The organism is Flavobacterium sp. PL002, assembly GCF_054165825.1.
The window spans coordinates 2,805,594-2,828,416 of the sequence record NZ_CM135110.1 but is presented as its reverse complement, the minus strand read 5'-3'; the positions used below and the strand labels follow the sequence as shown (position 1 = coordinate 2,828,416).

The window sequence follows — 22,823 nt, the reverse complement described above, 5'->3', positions numbered from 1 at the left end:
TAGTAATTAGAGTGAGATAAATATCTCTTTATGTTATTTATTAAGCAGTTTAACCAATTCCTTAGTTAAGTTTTTTCTAGAATATTGTTGTAATCCTACACCGTTAGACCGTAACTTACCTTCTAAAAATAGATTGTAATATTCTAGAATCACCTTTTTAAGTTTTTCTTTCTCTGTGTATTCAAAAAACACCCCAGTATTGGTTTGTGTAATAATTTCGGAAAAATCAGAATCTTTAGGTCCTATTGCTACTATTGGTCGGTTAGACACCATGTATTCAAATAATTTTCCAGGAATAATACTTTTTGTATCTCGAGAGTCAATTTCGATAAGTAATAAAACTTGTGATTTTTTTTGGTGTTCAATCGCTTCTGAATGGGAAACATATCCTAGATTATTTAGATAATTATTCAATCCAAACTGCGCTATCGTTGTTAATACTTCCTGACTGATCGCCCCTATTAACTTTATTTGTAAATCATCTTTAAAAGTGGGTATTTCTGCAAGTAATTCTTGAATAGACTCCCATAAAATTATTGGATTTCTATCAGATAAAAAAGACCCAATATGCGCTAGCGAAAACTTAGTATCTAAAGCTTTACTTATCACTGGCTCCACATCATAACCATTAGTAATCACCGTTATTGGTTTAGTAGTAATCGCCTGGAATTCAGTTTTTGTAGTTTTACTCGTTACAATAATCTCATCGGCAGTATTCATTACTTGCTTTTCTAATTGCTTGTGTTTTTTAGCTGCATACTTTGACAACCGCAAAGATTTATGGTATCCAATGGTAGTCCATGGATCCCGAAAATCAGCAAACCACTTAACACCTGTTTTTTGTTTTAATTTAAGTCCAATAAGGTGCAAACTATGTGGTGGTCCTGATGTGATAATGGTATCAATATTATTATCGACAATGTATTTTTCTAAATAAACAACGGATGGTTTTACCCAAAATACCCGAGCATCTGGAATAAAAAGATTACCTCGAATCCAGAGAAAAACTTTGTCTAAAAAAGATTGTTTCTTCTGATTCGGAATTATTCCTGAGCTTATTTTCTTGGTTTTATTTTTCGAAAAAAAAGAAGCCAACTGATACGGCTCAAAAATTTTATGTTTAAGAACAATCGCTTTTTCCGAAACTTGATTCAGCAAATCATTATCTATAATAGGATAAGTAGGGTTTTCAGGAATGTAAACAATGGGTTGGAAATTAAAATCTGGCAAATATTTGACAAATTTCAACCACCGTTGTACACCTGGACCACCTGCTGGCGGCCAATAATAGGTAATTATTAAAATTTTTTTATTTTCAGGTTCCAATTGGGATAATTTATAATGTCAACCACGCACTACTGTGCTTGGTTAACATCCAGTATGATCTATATTTTTTTTTCTTTTCTTTCGAAATAAATACCTCCAACTAAAAGTAATAACATCATTATAGAACTAATTAATGTAATTGTACTTCCTGTTTTTACAACATCTGGCTCAAATTTAAATTCGATTGTATGCTCACCTGCAGGAACCATCATTGCTCTCAATACATAATCTACCGGAAAGTGTGATGTTTTAACACCATCAACATAAGCATTCCAACCATCTTCATAATATATCTCAGAAAAAACGGCTAAACCTTCTTTTTTATTAGTTGAATTGTATTTTATATAATTGGGTTTATAAACCTTTAAAGAAATTGTTCCGCTGTCATCCAAATTTCTTTTTAAACGTGCATTCTTAAATTTATAACCATAAAGATGAATATTAAAAATAGCGGCACGTTTAGTGTCAAATTTATTCAAAAGCTTCATCTCATCATTGGCCTTATTAACCAACTTAACATCTCTTACAAACCAAGCATTTCCGTTTGCATCTGGATTTATTACGGGAAAATCTTTTCCTTCTTTATCTTTTTGGATTACGTATTTAACATTCAACATGTTAAGCACTTCTAAGTTGTTTTTAGCTAATTGATAATCAAACAATTGCTGTACTCTACGAGGTCTCACAGCGCTATAACCTCCTATTGATTTATGAAAATAAGATGTTCTTGCTCCCATCAAGTTTTGTACTTCAAAAACCCTGTAAACAGTAGTATCTTGCAAAATTTGATTATCAGCCGGGGTTTCTTGAAAAGGCACTTCTACTTGGCGACTTGAAACAAAATCTTTATCAGAAACATATTTTTTATCCACAAAAAATAAATCTGATACCATAAATAAACCTACCAAGATAATTGCGGTATTTTGGGCAATTTTATTTTTGATAAACAACCACAATACTCCTGCTACTAATAAAATAAAGAAAGCAGAACGCAATAAATCAGCACTAAACAAACTTTTTCTATCACTTTTTAATGCATCAACAAATTCTGGCCCATAGCTCTCCATGTAATAACCATCACTAGATCCTGAAAAGCTAAACATCCCTTTACTTAAAAATAAAATAACGATAATTCCTAAACCTATTGCGCCAGATTGCCATAAAGGTTTCCATTGTTTGTCTTTTTCGAGTTTAAAAAAAGATTGCAAACCCATTACTGCTAGAACTGGGAAACATAATTCTAAAATAACCTGTATTGAGGATACTGCTCTAAACTTATCGTACATAGGAATGTAATCGATAAAAAAATCAGTTAATGCTGGGAAGTTTTTCCCCCACGATAGTAACAATGATGCTATCGCTCCAGAAAGGAAAACATATTTAATTTTTCTTTCATCGATAAACAAAGCCAAAATCCCTAAGAAGAAAACTACCACACCAATGTATGCTGGAGCTGCAACAATAGGTTGATCGCCCCAATAAGTTGGCATGCCAGAAACAAAATCAGCTGCTTGGGCTTCAGGAACACCTTTACCCAACATCAGTTCATACATTTCACTGTCTTTCCCTACATTTTCATTGTTAGAACCACCAAAAATTCTTGGTGCAATCAAATTAAAACTTTCCATCACACCATAACTATATTCGGTAATATAGTCTCTGGTCATGGCACTATTTGTAGTATTGGCTGTACCGTCAGGATTGTAAGTTAATTCACTTTTTGATCGAATACTAAAACCCGTATATTCAGCGGTTGCTAATAAGCTAGTTGCATTAGCACCAATGGCTAAAATTCCAGCGATAGCAAGAAAACCAAATGATTTTAAAAGTGATTTATATTGTTTATCCTTAACATTTTTAAATATAAAATAAGCTGATAGTAATAATAAGAAAAGCAACAGATAATAGGTCATCTGAAAGTGGTTTGCATTAATTTCTAATGCAGCTGCAAACATTGTTAGTAATCCCCCAAGTACATACTTCTTTTGAAAAACCAATATAACACCTGCAATTACAAGCGGCATATAAGCAATTGCATGTGCTTTTGCATTGTGTCCTACTCCTAAAATTATAATCATATAAGTAGAAAAACCAAAAGCCAAAGCACCAAAAAAGGCTTTCAAAGGATCTATTTTTAATACTAAAAGCAAACCATAAAAACCTAGAAAATAAAGAAATAAATAATCAGCAGGACGAGGTAAAAATCGCAATGCATCATCAATTGCTCCCACGTAATCATGAGGGTATTTAGCCCCTAATTGGTAGGTAGGCATTCCTCCAAAAGAACTATTTGTCCAATAAGGCTCTACATGATCAGATGCTCTAAAGTCATTTTGCTCTTTAGCCATACCTGTATATTGAACAATATCCGACTGAAAAATCTGTTTACCTTGTAGAACAGGATAAAAATAAATTAAAGAAATGATTACAAAACCTAAAACTGCCAGTGCGTGCGGGTAAAACTTATTTAATATTTTCAATTTTAAAGCGTTTTTTAAGAGTATTAATATGTAAACTACGGCAAATTTAATCTATTTCTTCGTAATCTACATAGTCACCTACTTTTTTGGTTTCTTTATAATTTTTAGACGTAGGTGGCTTATAAAAAACCTCCTGCTCAGCTTGAGATTTATTCCAAGAATTGTCCTGAGTATTTTGATGTTGTTGTTTAAAATTAGTTTCCGCTTTTTGCACTACTTTTTTTAACAAAAGAGGTAGAAATAACTTAGCCAAAAACTTAAAAATATAGTAGAAAGCTATGATATAGAATAAGGTTCTTATAAAACCATAAAACGAAGCAGTTTGCATAATCACTTTTTTTTTTACAAATTTAACAAATCCAAAGTTCAAAATTAAACTATCATTCTTAAATAAATAATAAAATATAGTACATTTGAAAAGCAATATCACTTTTAACCTTAAAAAACACATGGCAAAACTTAAATTAAAACACCTTCTTGCACTACTAATTTTACCATCAGTACAATATGCACAGCACACTGATATCATCAATTCTAACCGACCTGGAGAAACGATGTCAGCTTACGCAGTAGGAAAATCAGTTATCCAAGCAGAAGTAGGTATTTATGGTATAAAACAACACCATGATTTATTAGATTATGATGCAAATGGTTTTGGCTTAGACGCAACCGTGAGATGGGGTGTATTCAAGGAAAACTTAGAGGTAATTGCTACTTTACAATATCAAAACGAGCAAGTTAGCGCACCGTTTTTTAACACCAATAGATCGGCATTAAAACAAACCATTCTTGGAGCTAAATATTTAATCTACGACCCTTTTAAAAACTATAAAGAAAAAGCAAACATCTACAGCTGGAAAGCCAATCACAGTTTTAAATGGCGTCAATTTATTCCTGCTGTATCAGTATTTGCAGGAGCTAACATTACTTCAAGCAATAACCCTTACGCCTACTCAAACAAAAATCCCTACACTAGTAATTTAAAAGGTGGGCTTTCGCCAAAAATCATGTTGATTACCCAAAATCATTTAGGTAACGGAAGTTGGGTATTTGTAACTAACTTTATTGCTGATTATGTCACTACTGATTATCCTAGTTATGGTTATGTACTAACTCTAACGAAAGGAATTAATAAAAAATGGTCTGGATTTGTAGAAAATCAAGGTTTTAAAAGTGACCTTTACAGCGATGCAATTGTACGTGGTGGGGCGGCTTATTTACTGAGTGACGACATGCAAGTTGATGCGTCACTAAGTTCAAGTTTAAAAAACACGCCTTCTGTTGTTTATGGCGGAATTGGTTTTTCTTGGCGTTACGACGCAAATCATAAAGATGTTATTGTACGTCTTGATAGCGGTAAAAAGAAAGATAAAAAACAAGACAAAGCCGTTGATAAATTAAAGAAAGCCAAAAAGAAAAACAAAAAAAATAAAAAAGAAACCGAGGTCAAAATATAATAAATACCATGATTACAATTAAGGAAGCGAAAACAAAAAAGGAATTAACGACATTCATAAAATTCCCTTTTTCGTTATATAAAGACAATGAATTCTGGGTACCACCTATTATTGCTGATGAATTAGAATCATTTGATAAAACAAAAAACCCTGCTTTTGAAAATGCCGAGGCTTATTTTTACATCGCCTATAGAAATGATGAAATAGTGGGTAGAATTACTGCAATCATCAACTGGAACGAAGTAAATGATCAACAAAAAAAGAAAGTCCGCTTTGGATGGTTTGACGTTATTGATGATATCGAAGTAACTAAAGCATTACTTGATAAAGTTTATGAATTAGGACGTAAAAACAACTTGGAACATGTAGAAGGTCCAATGGGTTTTTCTAACTTAGATAAAGTTGGAGTACTTACTGAAGGGTTTGACCAATTAGGAACCATGATAACTTGGTACAATCCTCCTTATTATGCTACTCATTTTGAAAAACTGGGCTACGTAACCGAAAAGGAATATATCGAAAGTAAATTTCCTTTTAGTAATGTAAAACTTGAAAAATTTGATAAAGCGCAAGAAATAATTAAAAGAAGGTACCAACTTAAACCGTTAAATTTCAAGAAAACAAAAGACGTAATGCCTTACGTAGATAAGATGTTTGATTTATTCAATGCCTCTTACGCAAGCTTGTCCTCTTTTGTACCCATTACTAATGTTCAAAAAGAATATTTCAAGAAAAAATACATTAGTTTCATCAATCCTGAGTACATCAAATTTGTAGAAGACAAGGACCAGAATTTAGTTGCTTTTGCCATCGTAATGCCTAGTTTTTCTAAAGCATTACAAAAAGCAAATGGTAAACTTTTCCCTTTTGGATTCTACCATTTATTAAATGCCAGAAAAAACAGCAAAGACGTTTGTTTTTACCTTATTGGAGTGCATCCTGATTACCAGAGTAAAGGAGCTCACGCAATAATCTTTAAAGAATACCATACTACTTTTACAGAGAAAGGAATAGAAAACTGCATTAGAACACCTGAATTAGCCGATAATCATGCCATTCATGCAATATGGAAAAACTTTGACCCAAAAATTATTTGTCGAAGAAAAACATTTAAAAAAGAGCTAAATTAGACTAAAATCAGTTTAATTTTAAACCATAAAAAAGATCCATTAGTATAAATTAATGGATCTTTTCTTTTTATTATTTTACTGAAAATTATTCTTTACAATCAATTTTATTGTAAACAACATTTCCGTCAAATTTAATTTTGCTTTTATCTTTAAACGTCATTTTCCCGTTAGTTTCTATAATTTCACCATAGCCTTCTAAATAAGTATTAGCATCTTTTTTAAGAAAAACCAGTTCTCTTACAGCTGTTTTCCCTTCAGACTGAAAAGTATAATCAGCAAAAATAGTATCGCCTGCTACATTTCCTAAAAGCGTACCAAAGCTTTTGTCTTTTTGATAATAAGAATAATCCAACTCCCCTTCAAATTGATTAACCTTATTAACATCAACCGTTAGCGTGATGGTATCCTTTTCAATTACAGCTTGATAGCATTCTTTAGCGGTAGTTTCCAGTGGCGCTTCAACTTGTAATTGAGGAACACTCATAGCCTCTTTTTGATTGTTCTTACAAGCAGTAGACAAAGCTACTATTATAATGGTCGAAAATAAATATGCCTTTTTCATAGTTGCTATTATTTATGGTTAATATAAAGGTAAATTTAGCCATAAACACAAAAAACCATTCATACAATGAATGGTTTTTGTTATAACATTCCCATAAAGAGAATTTAAAAAGTAGAATATTTAAGCGTCTAAGTCAACTTTAGTTGTAGAAGCAATCTCTTTATAAGTACCGTTTTCTAATTTCTCACGAATAGCTTCAAACGCTATTAATGTCTCATCAATATCAGATAGTGTATGAGAAGCAGTAGGGATAACTCGTAATAAAATCATTCCTTTTGGAATAACAGGATAAATCACAATTGATAAGAAAATACCGTAATTCTCTCTCAAGTCATTCACCATCACCATTGCTTCAGGTACACTTCCTTCAAGATACACTGGAGTAACACAAGTATTTGTATCACCTATATTAAACCCTTTATTTCTTAAACCGCTTTGTAATGCATTCACATTTTCCCAAAGCTTATCTTTCAATTCTGGGTGGTTACGCAGTAACTCTAAACGTTTCAATGAACCTATAGTTTGAATCATAGGCAATGATTTTGCAAACATTTGAGAACGTAAGTTATATTTCAAATAGTCAATAATATCTTTATCAGCAGCTACAAATGCACCAATGTTAGCCATTGACTTAGCAAAAGTAGAAAAATAAACATCAATTTCGTCTTGAACACCTTGCTCCTCACCTGCTCCAGCTCCTGTTTTACCAAGTGTACCAAAACCGTGTGCATCATCAACTAATAAACGAAAATTGTATTTCTTTTTCAAAGCTACAATCTCTTTCAACTTTCCTTGTTGACCGCGCATTCCAAAAACACCTTCCGTAATAAAAAGGATTCCTCCTCCAGTAACTTCAGCAATTTTAGTAGCACGTTGCAGGTTTTTCTCCATGCTTTCAATGTCATTATGCCTGTATGTAAAACGTTTTCCGCTGTGTAAACGAACTCCGTCAATAATACATGCGTGACCATCAACATCATATACAATTACATCATTTCTTGTAACCAAAGCATCAATAATAGACACCATTCCTTGGTAACCAAAATTCAATAAATATGCCGATTCTTTCATTACAAAAGCAGCTAACTCATTCTCTAATTGTTCATGGTATTTAGTGTGACCACTCATCATACGTGCTCCCATTGGGGCAGCCGCACCATATTTTAATGCCGCATCAGCATCGGCTTTTCTCACCTCTGGGTGATTCGCTAATCCTAAATAGTCATTCAAACTCCAGTTCAAAACGTCTTTTCCTTGAAATTTCATTCTAGGACCTAATTCTCCTTCTAGTTTTGGAAAAACAAAATACCCTTCAGCTTGTGAAGCCCATTTTCCTAACGGTCCTTTATTGTTTTGAATTCTTTCGAATAAATCCTTTACCATAATATATTTAAGTAATAATTTTAATTTTAAGAGGTTGCAAAAATAATTATTTATATTTTATAAAGGTCTTGAAATTAAAATTATTTTTTCGTAGCTATTCCTGCTATCCACTATATCTTTTACTTTTATAAAAAAAAAGTAAAAGGATGCCGTTCCTATCAAGGCTAAGAGTTCTGTACAACTCCAAATAATTAATTCCTAAAAGAAAGAAAAAACTTTAAATAACGCATTACAACCAACCAAAAGTAATACAAACTTGTCTACTTTTACTAACTATGTACGTTTTAAATACAAAACAACAAATGCAAAACACTTTTATTTAATCTCTAAATAAAGTAAAAGATATCTTTGCAATAAATACTAATTTACTTTAGTAAGAAGTAAATCCTAAACAAAAAACTACAAATATTCCTATATATAATTCTTGTTTTTAACAATATATAAAACTAAAAAGCCGTCAAAACCTTAAACTAAACAATTTGAAAAACATATTATTTGTATGCAGTAGAAATAAATGGAGAAGCTTAACCGCCGAAACTATTTATAAAAACAGCGCTGACTTTTGCGTTAAATCGGCTGGTACCGAAAATTCCGCTCGTATTAAAATCAACTCTAAATTAATCACTTGGGCTGATCAAATTTTTGTTATGGAAAAACACCACAAGCAAAAACTACTACAAAATTTCCCTGTAGAAACAGAAAACACTACTATCCTAATTTTAGAAATTCAAGACAATTATAAATTCATGGACAAGGAACTCATCGAAGAAATAAAAATATCCGTTTCACCTTATTTATAACCTAACCAAGATTAACCCACAACAATTAGAGCAGCAATCAATATTATTTCATTCCTAGCAATAATCAAACTTAAAAAAGCTTTGCAAAACAAAATTTTCAATCAATAAAATATTGCTGTATCTTTGAAAAATCACACAATGCAAACAATTATATGTCACAAAATACCCGAGAACTAAAATTAGCAGTCTTAATTGACGCAGACAACGTACCTTATAGCAATGTAAAAGGAATGATGGAGGAAATTACCAAATACGGAACTCCTACCACCAAACGTATTTACGCAGACTGGACGCGTCCTAACGCTAATGGATGGAAAGGGGTTTTATTAGAACATGCCATTACTCCTATCCAACAATACAGTTACACCTCTGGAAAAAACTCTTCGGATTCTGCTTTGATTATTGACGCAATGGATTTGTTATATTCAGGTAAGCTAGATGGTTTTTGTATTGTTTCCAGTGATAGTGATTTTACACGTTTAGCCATTCGTTTGCGTGAATCAGGTATGAAAGTAATTGGAATTGGAGAACAAAAAACACCCAAACCATTTATAAGCGCTTGTGATAGATTTGTATTTATTGAAGTTTTAGACGGCGCTATTAAGAAAAATGCACCTAAAAGAAATTCAAACACTGAGAACAAGAAAACTGTAGGTAAAACCACTGGCAAAGTTGTAGAAAAAAATATTACAAAACCATTGAATAAAATCGACGAACCTACAATAGATCTTATTGAAGACTCCATTGACGATATTGCTGATGATAGTGGCTGGGCATTCCTAGGTGATGTAGGAAACTTAATTGTAAAGAAAAAACCCGAATTTGACCCTAGAAATTACGGTTTTGCTAAATTAACTCCTATGCTTAAATCCCTAACTGATATTTTAGAAATTGACGAAAGAGATTCTGATAAAAAAGGGATAAAACACGTTTATGTAAGGTTGCGTTTTAATTAAAAAACCAATTCTTTTACCATTTCATACAACTCTTGCTTCTTAATAGGTTTGGATATATAATTATTCATTCCTATTTGCTCAATTTGTTTTTTTGTCACTTCCATAACATCAGCAGTGACTGCAATAATTGGGATAGCTACATTCTCTAAACCTGCAGCACCGCTACGTATTGCTTGAGTTGCACCATAACCATCCATGACTGGCATTTGCAAGTCCATCAAAACAATATCAATTTTATTTGTTTTAATAACTTCAATACCTTCTTGACCATTATTGGCATAAATAACCGTTGTATTCAACCATTTCTTAGTTATCATTTTAATCACCATTTGATTAATCGAGTTGTCTTCAACCACTAAAATTGTTTTTCCGCCTAAGTCATAAACATCAGGTAAAATATTGTTAGTTGTATTTATCTGCCTCTTCTCAACACCACAATCAACAACTGCTTCATTATCCATCTTTATATTTATTTCTTGCATATTTATTTACTTTTTTTTTAACATAAATCCCTAACTCATTAAATTAAAGCTTGTTTTTTATTACTATTATTTTTTAAAAAATCAAATATACATTCTTTTACCTTTTGAAACCTTCTACTGGATTTCAAATTTCTAGTAGCAAAAATAATTCCACAGAAAACTAAAATTCAAACTACATGTTATAAAAACAATACAACTAAAACAAAAGAAGCTAAAGCATTATAATGAGTTTTCACGTAGTCAATATTTAAATCACACTATCCTATCAACAATTGTCGTATAATTGTGTAGTGATACTGCGCTAGTAAATCTTTCTAAATTAAAGATAAATTGAGAATATGAATTAATAAAAACTAATAACATCACTATCTTTATTAAATATTTACTTTTGATTTGTATTTTTACAGTTCCTATTTTCTTGGTAAAAATTCACATAACTAACCTAGTGCTAATTGGCTTTATACAAATAGTGTTTAAAATACACTAAATTAAGTATTAACTCTTTGTAAATCAAATTAGTAATTACATTAAAAACAAAATAAACAAGATGAGAAACAAATTTTTTACTTTTGGAATTATAGCTTTAATAATTAGCGTACTCATAAATATATTTTTTCAACACGCTTTCTTTCTAACCATAATTCTAGCTCTTCTTTTATTCATTGGAGTAATAAACACTACGCAACACAAGCACGCTATTTTAAGAAATTTTCCTGTTTTAGGTTATTTCAGGTATTTATTTGAGATGATTGCTCCAGAAATCCAGCAATATTTTATTGAAAGAACCACAGACGGAAAACCATTTTCTAGAAACGAACGCACTATCGTATACCAAAGAGCAAAAAATATTGATGCTACAACTCCTTTTGGGACACAATTAAACATCAATCAATCAAATTACGAAGGAATAAAACATTCTATTTTTCCAGCAAAAGTAAATGAGGAATTGCCACGTATTATTGTGGGAGGACCTGATTGCAAACAACCCTATTCTGCTTCATTATTGAATATCTCAGCAATGAGCTTTGGTTCATTGAGCGAAAATGCCATTAAAGCATTAAATATTGGAGCAAAAAAAGGAGGATTTTATCACAATACTGGAGAAGGAGGATTAACTGAATTCCATTTACAAGGAGGAGACATTACTTGGCAAATAGGAACGGGTTACTTTGGATGCCGAAATGCCGAAGGGAATTTTGATGCCGCTAAATTCTCTGATAAGTCGAATAATCCTTCGGTAAAAATGATCGAAATTAAATTATCACAAGGAGCAAAACCTGGGCATGGAGGTGTTTTACCCGCTAGTAAAAATACGGAACAAATAGCAAAAATACGTGGTGTAGAACCACACACAACTATATTATCCCCTCCAAGTCACACCGCTTTTAGTGACGCGCCTGGATTAATTAAATTCATAGCACAACTACGTGAATTATCTAATGGAAAACCGATTGGTTTTAAACTTTGCATTGGTAAAACCAGTGAATTTGAATTAATCTGCCAAGAGATGATTAACCAAAATTGTTACCCAGATTTTATCACAGTAGATGGTGCAGAAGGTGGTACAGGTGCAGCTCCACTAGAATTTTCTGATGGTGTAGGAATGCCTTTTGAACCTGCGTTAATTTTTGTAAACAAAACATTAATTAATTTGAACATAAGAGATAAAATTCGTGTAATTTCTAGCGGTAAAATAATTTCAGGCTATTCTATTTTAAGAGCTATAGCCATGGGAGCTGATATTTGTAATAGTGCTAGAGGATTCATGTTCTCCCTAGGATGCATCCAAGCCTTGAGATGTAATAATAACAGTTGCCCCACAGGAGTGGCAACCCAAGACAAAATGCTAATGAAAGGACTGGTAGTAACTGATAAATCTGATCGAGTATATTATTTTCATAAAAACACCTTACATTCGGCTAACGAACTTTTGGCAGCAGCCGGAAAATCAAGCTATAATGAAGTTGATATCAGCGTTTTTATGCGTGGAGATGAGTTTACTAACTTATCAGACCTTTACTTCCCAGACAACTTAACCAATGTTTCTAGACTTTAAACTGAAATAATCAAAATATTTCTTCTAATTATATATTAAGGAGTATTATTCTAAAAAATACAAAATGAAAATAGTTTTTGCTTCAAATAACAAAAATAAGATACAAGAAATTCAGCAATTATTACCAGAAACGATTCAGTTAATGAGCTTAGAAGACATCGGTTGCCATGAAGAAATTCCAGAAACCGCAGCTACAATTGAAGGAAACGCAATTTTAAAAGCAAACTATGTTACTCAAAAATACGGTTACGACTGTTTTGCTGACGATACAGGTCTGGAAGTAATAGCGCTCAATGGGGAACCAGGTGTCTATTCGGCGAGATACGCAGGAGAACAACGCAGCTCCGAAGACAATATGAATAAGGTCTTAACAGGATTAGCCACAAAAAACGACAGACAAGCACAATTTAAAACCGTAATTACATTAAATTACAAAGGAGAACAACATTTATTTACTGGCATCGCTAGAGGAAGTATTACAACCAATAAATCAGGAGACAAAGGTTTTGGTTATGATCCTATTTTTCAACCACTTGGTTACAATCAAACCTTTGCCGAATTACCAATTGAAACAAAAAACAAAATAAGTCACAGAGGTATTGCCGTACAAAAATTAATAGGTTTTTTTAAAAACGACAAATAACTGTTCCTAAAGAAACATTTTTAGTTCAAAATTTGTTAAATCGAGACCTGTTTTGTTGTTGAAAACAAAAAAATAAACTATCGATAATTTCACAAAAGCATAACATTCTGATTATCAAACGGTACTAAATCATCAAAACTTAAAATAGCATTAGTTTATCTCAATAATTTAGAGTAATTTTGCACCCTATTTTAAAAATACATATGAATAAATTTGAACAATTAGGATTGAGTGAATCGTTACTGAAGGCGATTTTAGATCTAGGATTTGAAAATCCGACGGACGTACAGGAGAAAGCGATTCCCCTATTATTGGAAAAAGACACAGATATGGTTGCGTTGGCTCAGACAGGGACAGGGAAAACGGCAGCATTTGGATTTCCAGTTATTCAGAAAATTGATGCCAACAACAGAAATACACAAGCATTAATTTTATCTCCAACACGCGAATTGTGTTTGCAGATTACCAACGAGCTTAAAAACTACTCCAAATACGAAAAAGGTATTAATGTGGTAGCAGTTTACGGTGGAGCTAGCATTACAGAACAAGCAAGAGACATTAAAAGAGGAGCACAAATTATTGTGGCTACTCCAGGAAGAATGCAAGACATGATTAATAGAGGATTGGTAAACATTTCTCAAATTAATTTTTGTATTCTAGACGAAGCGGATGAGATGTTGAACATGGGTTTCTACGAAGATATCGTAAACATCCTTTCAACTACACCAGACGAAAAAAACACATGGTTGTTCTCTGCAACAATGCCTGCTGAAGTAGCACGTATTGGAAAACAATTCATGAAAGACCCTATTGAAATTACAGTTGGTACAAAGAACTCTGGTTCTTCAACAGTATCTCATGAGTTTTACTTAGTAAATGCACGTGATCGCTACGAAGCATTAAAACGTTTAGCTGATGCTAACCCTGATATTTTCTCAGTAGTTTTTTGTAGAACAAAACGTGATACACAAGCTGTTGCTGAAAAACTAGTTGAAGATGGATACAGCGCTGCAGCATTGCACGGAGATTTATCTCAAGCGCAACGTGATGGTGTTATGAAATCTTTTAGAGGAAGACAAATCCAAATGCTTGTAGCTACTGATGTTGCTGCACGTGGAATTGATGTTGATAATATTACTCACGTAGTAAATTACCAACTTCCTGACGAAATAGAAACTTACAATCACCGATCAGGTCGTACTGGTCGTGCTGGTAAATTAGGTACTTCTATCGTTATTGTAACTAAAAGTGAATTGCGTAAGATTTCTTCTATCGAAAGAATCATCAAACAAAAATTTGAAGAGAAAACAATTCCTTCTGGAATTGAGATCTGTGAAATCCAATTATTACACTTAGCTAATAAAATTAAAGATACAGAAGTTGATCACGAAATTGACAACTACTTACCAGCTATCAACAATGTTCTTGAAGATTTATCTAAAGAAGAATTGATTAAGAAAATGGTATCTGTAGAATTTAACCGTTTTATTGCTTACTACAAGAAAAACAGAGACATTTCTAGCCAATCAGGTGAGCGTCGCGAGCGTGATGATAACAGAGAAGGTGCTTCAAGAGGTAACAGTAGTGATGGTGCAACAAGATACTTTGTAAACATTGGTTCTAGAGATAACTTCGATTGGATGTCATTAAAAGATTACTTAAAAGAAACATTAGACCTAGGTCGTGATGATGTCTTTAAAGTAGATGTAAAAGAAGGATTCTCTTTCTTTAACACTGACCCTGAGCACACTGACAAAGTTATGGAAGTATTGAACAACGTACAATTAGAAGGACGTCGTATCAATGTTGAAATTTCTAAAAATGACGGTGGTGGAAGACGTGATCACAACGGAAGAAGTGGTGGCGGTTTCGGCGGAAGAAGTTCTGGCGGTGGCGGAAGAAGAGAAGGAAGCTTTGCTCCAAGGAGAGAAGGTTCTGGAGGTTTCAGAAGCGATAGAAACTCAGCTCCTAGAGAAGGTGGTTTCGGCGGAAGAAGTTCTGCTCCAAGAGAAGGCGGATTTGGCCCAAGAAGTTCATCAAGAAGTGAAGGTTCTTCTGACAGAGCACCAAGACGCTCAGAAAACTCTGGTGATGCACCAAGACCAAGAAGACCAAGAAGAGACTAACAATTAGTTAATTTTCTGATAATAATACTAAGAAACTACAAAATATTTAATCCTGATTTACTACTTTTAAAGTCTTAAACCAGTTTATGAAATATTTTGTAGTTTTCTTTTTTTTAACACTATCTCTAATTACTCAAGCACAGACGGTTAACCCATCTGAAAAAGTATCCGGTTACATCTATAATGACAATACTAAATTGCCATTGATAAATGTAAACATCATCAATATCAATAAAGTCCGTGGTGCCAGAACAGACGCTAGCGGTTATTTTGAAATTGATGTACAGCCTACTGACACATTACACTTGTCTCTTTTAGGATTTCAATCTTTAAGAGTAAAGGTTACTAATGACTGGATAAAAAATAAAATGGCAAAAATCTACCTTACAGAAAAAGCCATTGCACTTGAAGAAGTGGTCATCAGACCATTTAACCTAACTGGTTACTTAGAAGTCGACTCTAAAACTATCCCTGTTAATGAAAACTTTAGATACAGTATATCTGGATTAACCCATGGTTATGAAGCAGGAGAATATTCCCCTGATGCTTTTGGAAAAGTTCTTGGTTCCATATTTAATCCAGCCGATATGCTCTATAATTTCTTTGGGAAAAATGGAAAAGATCTCAAAAAGCTTAAGGAAATGAAAAAAGACGATACCGTGCGTAATCTTTTGGAATCCAAATTTGACAGAGAAACTATTTCAGTACTTTTAGGCGTAGATAAAAAAGAAATCGCCGAAATATTACAACGATGCAATTATAGTGAATCATTCATTCAATCAGCAAATGACCTACAAATTATGGATGCCATAAGCGGTTGTTATGAAGAATACAAAATATTAAAGAAAGGGTAAAGTAACTTATTCGTTTCTTATAAAATACAAAGAAGATCATTAATCCTCATTATACAAATGTATTTTGGGGATTTTTATTATAGAAAAAAAGCAGTAACATCAGAATATTAATTACATTTACTCACACACAATTAACTAATCAAACAATAAATACCTATATCATGGCAAAAAGTCAAGACGCGAAGAAAACCGCAAAGAAAGAGCCTCTTAAAACGGCTAAAGAAAAAAAGGACGAGAAAAGAGAAAAGAAGAACGCTCCTAAAAGAGACTAATTTCTTTTAAACAATAAACCCTCGTATAATAATAAACGAGGGTTTGTTATTTTTATATAATACCCAAAACTATTTAACTGGAATGTTAGCCAAAATTTCAACCAAGAACTTCCAAAATTTTTGTGATGATGAGATACTTGCTCTCTCATCTGGCGAATGCGCTCCGTGGATTGTAGGACCAAAAGAAATCATATCCATATCAGGATAATTAGTTCCTAGTATTCCACATTCTAATCCAGCGTGACAAGCCACAACGCGAGGCTTCTCTCCTACTTGTTTCTCATAAATAGGCACTAAAACATCCATAATTTCCGATTCTGAATTTGGAGTCCATCCTGGATAAGAACCCGAAAGCTCTACCTCACAACCCATTAATTCAAAAGCAGAACGCAAACTGTTAGCCAAATCAAATTTAGCCGTTTCAACAGACGAACGCGTTAAACATTGCACCGAAAGATTTCCCTCACCAAGAACTACCTTAGCGATGTTGTTTGACGTCTCTACAAGATCATCAAAGTCGGCGCTCATAGCATAAACACCATTATGTGCAGCATACATAGCGCGTACAAAATAAAATTGAGCTATCGAAGGCATTACTTTTACTGGAGTTGCATCAAGTTTCTCAAAAACCACTTCGAGATTAGGTTCCGTTGTTTTTAATTCGGTTTTGATATCGTTTACAATTTGTTGCATGTCATAAACAAACGCCTCATCATAAACGGCCGCAATAACTACTTGCGCAACACTTTCTCTCGGAATCGCGTTACGCAAACTACCTCCTTGAATTTCAGAAATTTGCAAACCAAAATTATCAAAACCATCAAATAATAAACGGTTCATAATCTTATTAGCATTCCCTAAACCTTTATGAATATCCATTCCTGAATGTCCACCTTTTAATCCTTTTACGGTAATTTTATATCCTACAGAACCCTCTGGAGCATCCTCTTCATCATACTCCGCCGTTGCCGTAACATCAATTCCACCTGCACAACCAATGTCGATTTCGTCATCCTCTTCGGTGTCCAAATTCAACAAAATTTGTCCTTGTAGAATTCCGCCTTTCAAATTCAAAGCACCAGTCATTCCAGTTTCTTCATCAATGGTAAACAACGCTTCAATAGCAGGATGAGGAATATCAGTACTTTCTAAAACTGCCATAATTGCAGCAACACCTAATCCATTATCCGCCCCAAGAGTAGTTCCTCTAGCGCGAACCCAATCCTCATCAACATACATATCGATCCCTTGTGTATCAAAATCAAAAATGGTATCTCCATTTTTTTGATGCACCATATCTAGATGTCCTTGCATCACAATCGCCTTACGATTTTCCATTCCTGGAGTCGCAGGTTTGCGAATAATCACATTGCGAATATCATCTTCAAAAGTCTCTAATCCAAGGCTTTCACCAAAGTTTTTCATAAATTCAATTACACGCTCTTCTTTTTTTGAAGGACGAGGAACGGCATTCAAATCGGCAAACTTATTCCAAAGTACTTTTGGTTCTAAATTTCTTATCTCTTGACTCATTTATTATTGTTTGAAGTTTAACATTTTTAAAGCTCAAAGTTACAAAGTTTAAATTCGTTTTCCCCTTTATAAAATAATTTCTCGCTTAAAATTAGCACAATCTTTTGGGCGTGCCACCACTATAAAAAGGGGCATATTCATTTTGCGCTCACAAAGCCCCTTTCTATAGTGCTGTCGGGCTTTCGGCGCTACTTCGGTAGCTTGCCTCAATCCCTCACGCAAGCAACTACAAGTTTAGTCGTTGCCAGGAACGAAGCAATCTCACAAACTGAAGCTCTCAAAGAACTTTTATAAACGGTTTCAATAACCATGATTATTTCATTGCCTTCAACGACTCTCACATTGGACTTTAAGAATAGCCGAGGATTAAATCAATAAAAGGTGTCATAACCAAATTTGACTAGCTAATTAAATTAATTGATACCAATCTTGACAAAAGCAACGTCCATAGAATTTGAAACAGCGCTTACAAACAGACAATCATCAAGAGAATAAAGAAGCCTTCGGGAAAAAGGGATTATATCTTTTCAAATTAATCTAAAATTGCTACTAAAATGTTTTATCACCTTCTTTACATCTCATTTAAATAAAAAAAACGGGATGTTATGAAAAACTCAAGATATTTTAATCTGTAAAATTATTCTTAAATTAAGTTAAATCAGAATAATTGTAATAGAAATTTAAACAATAAAAATAAGAATCATTTTTTTAAGCTAAGAAACACCGTAACTCACTAAATTTTCTTGCACCCCTTGACAAAGATATAGGTATTCGTAAATTTGAGAAAAACAATGAACATTCAATTTCTACCTAATATCTAAAGGTCGTTTTGAATTTTGGAATTCAAATTATGCAATCAAATACAACTTCCTATACTAAAAATCCCTACTTACTAGCTTGGTTTTTTGGTTTGATCTTTTACTTTTTAGAATATGCTGTCCGCTCAGCACCAAGTGTCATGATTCCAGAACTTTCACACGCTTTTACAACTTCAACAAAGGGAGTAAGCGCTGTTATAGGAATGTATTATTTGACCTATTCTATTACGAGTTTAATTGCCGGAATTGCTCTGGACAAACTTGGAGCAAAATACCCCTTATCAATTGGGACCATCATTGTAGGTCTGGGTTGTATTTTATTTGCCGTATCCAGTATTTATGATGGTTATATTGGTAGACTTTTACAAGGCGCTGGTTCAGCAATGGCTTTTCCTGCTTGTGTATATTTAGCTTCTAAAGCTTTTTCACCCCGCAAACTAGCAACTGCTATTGGAGCAACACAGTCACTTGGAATGCTTGGCGGCTCAGCTGGACAATTCATCATAGGACCCGCTATTAAAAATGGCTATAGCTTGCCTTTTATATGGATTGGTATGGGACTCTTGATTATTGCCGTTGGTGTTTTTATACTTTACATCACACCACAAGACAAGACCGAATTAGCTATTAAAAAAGCTCAAAAAGGCGGACTATTATCGCCTTACAAAATTGTTTTTAGTAATTCACAAAGTTATTTATCTGGCGCAATTTCAGGACTCTTGTTTGCCCCTACCACTATTTTTGCAATGACTTGGGGAGTTGCCTTCTTTCAAAAAGACCGTATGATGGATTTTGAATCGGCCACACTCGTGAGCGCTTGTGTCGCCTTAGGATGGGCTGTAGGTTGTCCTTTAATGGGATGGATAGCAGACCAAATAGGCCGAAGAAAACCGGTTTTAATAACAGGAGCGTTACTGATGATTTCTAATTTATTGCAATTACTTTATTTTCCAGAAATCTACCCTGCCTATATCAGTACATTTATTTTAGGTGTAGCCTCTGGTGCAGCTATGATTCCGTATTCCATAATCAAAGAAAGTAATCCCGACAGTGTTAAAGGAAGCGCAACTGGAGCTATTAATTTCTTAACCTTTGGTGTTACCTCTTTATTGGGACCATTATTTGGTAATTTGTATGGAAATACTTTGGCGACAGCTGTAGACAAGGAAAGCCATTTTCAAAGTGCAGGATTATTTTGGGTTATTGGTATTGGAATTGCGATTGTTTTTGCTTTGCTATTAAAAGAAACCGGAAAGAAAAAACAAGAACTTGTTGCATAAAACAGCCTTGCTTGAATTTTAAAAGAAGGTCATATTGCAAGGTAGTATAATTTCTAGAGCATGATAACCCTGTTTCACGGAATGACTGCGCTTGAATTGATTTCAAAAAAAGCAGCTTTTAATTAACTTCAAAAGTACTTATATTTACCATTCTCAAATCAATAAAATCCTTCTTCGTGAAATTTAAATACCTACTGCCTCTATTTCTCGTTATACAAATAATTGCTTTACAAATTCTTGCTTATTTTCCAGAAAGTATTGAGGAATATTACAGCAACGGAATCTACCCGATTATTACCTTTTTTTCGAGAAAATTATTTAGCGTCTTTCCGTTTTCTGTAGGAGATTGTATTTATATTATATTGATTTTCTTTACTTTAAGATGGTTTTGGAACAAAAGAAAATCATGGAAGTTACAATGGAAAAACAACCTACTTACGGTATTGAGTTTCTTCTCGGTTTTTTACTTTCTATTTCATGTACTTTGGGCTTTAAATTATTACCGCGAGCCGCTATTTGAAAAAATGGAAATCCAAAAAGAATATACTGATGCCGAGTTAATCTATTTCACTAAAAAACTGATTGCAAAAACAAATGCAATCCACAGTCAAATAACGAAAAACGATAGTCTGAAAGTGGTTTTTCCTTACACGGAAGCTGCGGTTTTTAAAATGAATTTGAATGGCTATGATAATCTAGCAAAGGAACATGTTTACTTTACCTTCACTAACTTGAGCACAAAGAAATCTTTAATTAGCTTGCCTTTATCTTATATGGGATTTAGCGGGTATTTGAATCCGTTTACCAATGAAGCACAGGTAAATAGCTTAATTCCTTTGTATGGGTTTCCTACCACAGTAAACCACGAAATGGCCCACCAAATGGGTTATGCCAGCGAAAGTGAATGTAATTTTATTGGGTTTATGGCATCCATAAAAAATGACAATTTATATTTTAAATACTCAGGATATAGTTTTGCCTTGAGCTATTGCTTGAGCAGTATTAGGATACAAAACGAGAAAGTTTTCAAAGAAATTATAAAAACTGTCCATCCCGGAATTCTTAAAAACTATAAAGAAAGTGATCAATTCTCGAATGAATACCAGTCTCCAATTGAAATAGGTTTTCATCTCTTTTATGATACTTTTTTAAAAATAAATCAGCAAAAGGAGGGCATGAATAGTTATAGCAAATTTGTTGACTTGATGGTTAATTATTATCACAAAAGGGAATTATAGTCCTAAATGAAACTAAATTCCCTAACCAGTAAAGCTCTTTTCATTTGTTTCTCCCTTCTAAAACTTTAAAACTTAGCAACTTTGACACTTTGACACTTTAAAAACAACAAAGTTAAACCTCATCAGTTGTAAAAGTAGTGAAGCTTTTCTTTTTATATGGCCTGATAATTAGTCTTCCTTCACGGTCAAAACGAATGTAATTGTATACCCAGTTTAAGAATACAACAGCTTTATTTTTAAATCCAATTAAAGAAAACAGGTGTACAAACATCCACACAAACCAAGCGAAAACACCACTAAAATGGTAATGAGGCAAATCAACCACGGCTTTATTACGACCTATAGTTGCCATAGAACCTTTGTCATTGTATTTAAAAGCTTTCATTGGTTTTTTATTGATCAACCTCACTAGGTTTTCCCCTAGCGCTTTACCCTGCTGCAAAGCAGGCTGGGCCATCATAGGATGTCCTTGCGGATATTCATCTGACTCCATTGAAGCAATATCGCCCACGGCAAAAATAGCATCATACCCCTTAACCTGGCTGAATTCATTCACTCTTACTCGCTCAACTCTTTCTACAAGCGAATCTGCAGTAAGCCCTGCAATCAAAGCACCTTGAACACCAGCTGTCCAAATTAAAGTAGCCGTTTCAAAAGTTAAGTCGGAATTTGTTGTTGCAGTACGTCCGTCATAATTAGTTACCCGAACGTTTTTCCAGATGGTAACTCCTAGGCTTTCTAAAAATTTTTCGGCAGCTAAGGAAGACTTTTCACTCATTGTATTTAAAATTCGGTCTCCACTTTGAATCAGGTTGATTTGCATTCTAGCAATATCTAAGTCGGGGTAATCTTTTTGTAAAATAGCTTTTTTCATTTCGGCCAAAGCTCCTGCAAGCTCTACTCCTGTAGGTCCACCACCTACAAGTACAAAATTAATCAAGCTGTTTTGCTCAACAGTATCTTTGGTTAGTACTGCTTGCTCAAAATTTTCGAGAATAAGACTTCTAATATTTAGTGACTGCGGTATGGTTTTCATGGCCATACTGTATCGTTTTATATCTCTATTACCAAAATAATTTGTTTTGGATCCTGTAGCAATAACTAGGTAGTCATAAGTAAGATTCCCTATTTCGGTAACGATCTGTTTGTTTTTAGTATCAATTTCCTGAACTGAAGTTAGTCTAAAATAACAGTCGTCATATTCTTGAATTACTTTGCGAATAGGATAAGCAATTGACCCAGCCTCAAGTCCGCCAGTAGCTACTTGATATAACAGAGGTTGAAATGTATGGTAATTGTGCTTATCTAAAAGCACGACTTGCACCGCTTGGTTTTTAAGTTGTTTTGCCAATGCGATTCCGGCGAAACCGCCTCCTATAATAACAATTCTTGGTAAAGACGAATCAGGTATGTTCATGTTTGTGTTG

18 protein-coding genes are annotated in these 22,823 nt (G+C 33.6%); 10 read left to right on the top strand and 8 right to left on the bottom strand.

Annotation, left to right across the window (positions count from 1 at the left end; all coding sequences use genetic code 11):
• Positions 1-33 precede the first annotated feature (33 nt).
• From ACVEGE_RS12375 to ACVEGE_RS12365, 3 genes are read right to left on the bottom strand one after another with little or no spacing between them, the layout of a single operon-like run.
• On the bottom strand, positions 34-1,326 hold the full coding sequence (locus ACVEGE_RS12375) for a glycosyltransferase family 4 protein (RefSeq protein WP_192500366.1): 1,293 nt from the start codon (positions 1,324-1,326) through the stop codon (positions 34-36).
• A gap of 59 nt (positions 1,327-1,385) precedes the next feature.
• On the bottom strand, positions 1,386-3,806 hold the full coding sequence (locus ACVEGE_RS12370) for a YfhO family protein (RefSeq protein ID WP_192500365.1): 2,421 nt from the start codon (positions 3,804-3,806) through the stop codon (positions 1,386-1,388).
• Positions 3,807-3,852: 46 nt separating this feature from the next.
• The gene (locus ACVEGE_RS12365; RefSeq protein ID WP_173853248.1) at positions 3,853-4,134 is read right to left on the bottom strand and encodes a DUF4834 family protein; all 282 of its coding nucleotides are present in this window, start codon (positions 4,132-4,134) and stop codon (positions 3,853-3,855) included.
• 121 nt (positions 4,135-4,255) lie between these two features.
• On the opposite strand from ACVEGE_RS12365, the gene ACVEGE_RS12360 reads away from it, so the two are divergent.
• Together ACVEGE_RS12360 and ACVEGE_RS12355 are read left to right on the top strand one after the other, a co-directional pair.
• Positions 4,256-5,263 (top strand): transporter, encoded by a 1,008-nt coding sequence (locus ACVEGE_RS12360; protein ID WP_173853249.1) that lies wholly within the window; start codon positions 4,256-4,258, stop codon positions 5,261-5,263.
• 8 nt (positions 5,264-5,271) lie between these two features.
• Entirely contained in the window at positions 5,272-6,393 is a 1,122-nt protein-coding gene (locus tag ACVEGE_RS12355; RefSeq protein WP_192500364.1) for a GTP cyclohydrolase, read from the top strand.
• A gap of 85 nt (positions 6,394-6,478) precedes the next feature.
• Here ACVEGE_RS12355 and ACVEGE_RS12350 read toward each other — a convergent pair whose 3' ends face one another.
• Positions 6,479-6,955, bottom strand: a complete 477-nt coding sequence (locus ACVEGE_RS12350; protein ID WP_192500363.1) for a hypothetical protein — start codon at positions 6,953-6,955, stop codon at positions 6,479-6,481.
• A gap of 120 nt (positions 6,956-7,075) precedes the next feature.
• Positions 7,076-8,338, bottom strand: a complete 1,263-nt coding sequence (locus tag ACVEGE_RS12345; RefSeq protein WP_192500362.1) for an aminotransferase class I/II-fold pyridoxal phosphate-dependent enzyme — start codon at positions 8,336-8,338, stop codon at positions 7,076-7,078.
• A gap of 479 nt (positions 8,339-8,817) precedes the next feature.
• On the opposite strand from ACVEGE_RS12345, the gene ACVEGE_RS12340 reads away from it, so the two are divergent.
• Positions 8,818-9,138: a low molecular weight protein tyrosine phosphatase family protein gene (locus ACVEGE_RS12340; protein ID WP_192500361.1), complete on the top strand. Its 321-nt coding sequence runs from the start codon at positions 8,818-8,820 to the stop codon at positions 9,136-9,138.
• Positions 9,139-9,290: 152 nt separating this feature from the next.
• Positions 9,291-10,094 carry an NYN domain-containing protein gene (locus tag ACVEGE_RS12335; protein ID WP_192500360.1) on the top strand — a complete coding sequence of 268 codons (804 nt, stop codon included), beginning with the start codon at positions 9,291-9,293 and terminating at the stop codon, positions 10,092-10,094.
• On the opposite strand, the gene ACVEGE_RS12330 is transcribed toward ACVEGE_RS12335, so the two are convergent.
• The gene (locus ACVEGE_RS12330; protein WP_192500359.1) at positions 10,091-10,576 is read right to left on the bottom strand and encodes a response regulator; all 486 of its coding nucleotides are present in this window, start codon (positions 10,574-10,576) and stop codon (positions 10,091-10,093) included. The genes ACVEGE_RS12335 and ACVEGE_RS12330 overlap by 4 nt on opposite strands.
• A gap of 547 nt (positions 10,577-11,123) precedes the next feature.
• Here ACVEGE_RS12330 and ACVEGE_RS12325 point away from each other — a divergent pair.
• The 4 genes from ACVEGE_RS12325 to ACVEGE_RS12310 all read left to right on the top strand — a co-directional run bounded on the left by ACVEGE_RS12325 (position 11,124) and on the right by ACVEGE_RS12310 (position 16,255).
• On the top strand, positions 11,124-12,632 hold the full coding sequence (locus ACVEGE_RS12325; protein ID WP_192500358.1) for an FMN-binding glutamate synthase family protein: 1,509 nt from the start codon (positions 11,124-11,126) through the stop codon (positions 12,630-12,632).
• Positions 12,633-12,696: 64 nt separating this feature from the next.
• The gene (locus ACVEGE_RS12320; RefSeq protein WP_192500357.1) at positions 12,697-13,275 is read left to right on the top strand and encodes a non-canonical purine NTP diphosphatase; all 579 of its coding nucleotides are present in this window, start codon (positions 12,697-12,699) and stop codon (positions 13,273-13,275) included.
• A 203-nt stretch (positions 13,276-13,478) separates the two neighbouring features.
• Entirely contained in the window at positions 13,479-15,401 is a 1,923-nt protein-coding gene (locus tag ACVEGE_RS12315) for a DEAD/DEAH box helicase (RefSeq protein ID WP_173853258.1), read from the top strand.
• Positions 15,402-15,487: 86 nt separating this feature from the next.
• Positions 15,488-16,255, top strand: coding sequence for a carboxypeptidase-like regulatory domain-containing protein (locus tag ACVEGE_RS12310; RefSeq protein ID WP_192500356.1), 768 nt, complete (start codon positions 15,488-15,490; stop codon positions 16,253-16,255).
• Between the two features lie 341 nt (positions 16,256-16,596).
• Here ACVEGE_RS12310 and ACVEGE_RS12305 read toward each other — a convergent pair whose 3' ends face one another.
• Positions 16,597-18,060 carry an aminoacyl-histidine dipeptidase gene (locus tag ACVEGE_RS12305; RefSeq protein ID WP_192500355.1) on the bottom strand — a complete coding sequence of 488 codons (1,464 nt, stop codon included), beginning with the start codon at positions 18,058-18,060 and terminating at the stop codon, positions 16,597-16,599.
• A gap of 850 nt (positions 18,061-18,910) precedes the next feature.
• Here ACVEGE_RS12305 and ACVEGE_RS12300 point away from each other — a divergent pair.
• Together ACVEGE_RS12300 and ACVEGE_RS12295 are read left to right on the top strand one after the other, a co-directional pair.
• Positions 18,911-20,158 carry an MFS transporter gene (locus ACVEGE_RS12300; protein WP_192500354.1) on the top strand — a complete coding sequence of 416 codons (1,248 nt, stop codon included), beginning with the start codon at positions 18,911-18,913 and terminating at the stop codon, positions 20,156-20,158.
• A 176-nt stretch (positions 20,159-20,334) separates the two neighbouring features.
• A complete protein-coding gene (locus ACVEGE_RS12295; protein ID WP_192500353.1) occupies positions 20,335-21,396 on the top strand; it encodes a DUF3810 domain-containing protein in 1,062 nt (353 codons plus the stop codon).
• A 112-nt stretch (positions 21,397-21,508) separates the two neighbouring features.
• Here ACVEGE_RS12295 and ACVEGE_RS12290 read toward each other — a convergent pair whose 3' ends face one another.
• Positions 21,509-22,813 carry an NAD(P)/FAD-dependent oxidoreductase gene (locus ACVEGE_RS12290; protein ID WP_192500352.1) on the bottom strand — a complete coding sequence of 435 codons (1,305 nt, stop codon included), beginning with the start codon at positions 22,811-22,813 and terminating at the stop codon, positions 21,509-21,511.
• Between the last annotated feature and the right edge of the window lie 10 nt (positions 22,814-22,823).

Excerpts from the sequence above, each read along its gene's own strand:
- ACVEGE_RS12320 (WP_192500357.1), top strand. The coding sequence starts at position 12,697 with ATGAAAATAGTTTTTGCTTCAAATAACAAAAATAAGATACAAGAAATT.
- ACVEGE_RS12345 (WP_192500362.1), bottom strand. The coding sequence starts at position 8,338 with ATGGTAAAGGATTTATTCGAAAGAATTCAAAACAATAAAGGACCGTTA.
- ACVEGE_RS12355 (WP_192500364.1), top strand. The coding sequence starts at position 5,272 with ATGATTACAATTAAGGAAGCGAAAACAAAAAAGGAATTAACGACATTC.
- ACVEGE_RS12365 (WP_173853248.1), bottom strand. The coding sequence starts at position 4,134 with ATGCAAACTGCTTCGTTTTATGGTTTTATAAGAACCTTATTCTATATC.
- ACVEGE_RS12325 (WP_192500358.1), top strand. The coding sequence starts at position 11,124 with ATGAGAAACAAATTTTTTACTTTTGGAATTATAGCTTTAATAATTAGC.
- ACVEGE_RS12315 (WP_173853258.1), top strand. The coding sequence starts at position 13,479 with ATGAATAAATTTGAACAATTAGGATTGAGTGAATCGTTACTGAAGGCG.
- ACVEGE_RS12310 (WP_192500356.1), top strand. The coding sequence starts at position 15,488 with ATGAAATATTTTGTAGTTTTCTTTTTTTTAACACTATCTCTAATTACT.
- ACVEGE_RS12360 (WP_173853249.1), top strand. The coding sequence starts at position 4,256 with ATGGCAAAACTTAAATTAAAACACCTTCTTGCACTACTAATTTTACCA.
- ACVEGE_RS12335 (WP_192500360.1), top strand. The coding sequence starts at position 9,291 with ATGTCACAAAATACCCGAGAACTAAAATTAGCAGTCTTAATTGACGCA.
- ACVEGE_RS12350 (WP_192500363.1), bottom strand. The coding sequence starts at position 6,955 with ATGAAAAAGGCATATTTATTTTCGACCATTATAATAGTAGCTTTGTCT.
- ACVEGE_RS12300 (WP_192500354.1), top strand. The coding sequence starts at position 18,911 with ATGCAATCAAATACAACTTCCTATACTAAAAATCCCTACTTACTAGCT.
- ACVEGE_RS12290 (WP_192500352.1), bottom strand. The coding sequence starts at position 22,813 with ATGAACATACCTGATTCGTCTTTACCAAGAATTGTTATTATAGGAGGC.
- ACVEGE_RS12330 (WP_192500359.1), bottom strand. The coding sequence starts at position 10,576 with ATGCAAGAAATAAATATAAAGATGGATAATGAAGCAGTTGTTGATTGT.
- ACVEGE_RS12305 (WP_192500355.1), bottom strand. The coding sequence starts at position 18,060 with ATGAGTCAAGAGATAAGAAATTTAGAACCAAAAGTACTTTGGAATAAG.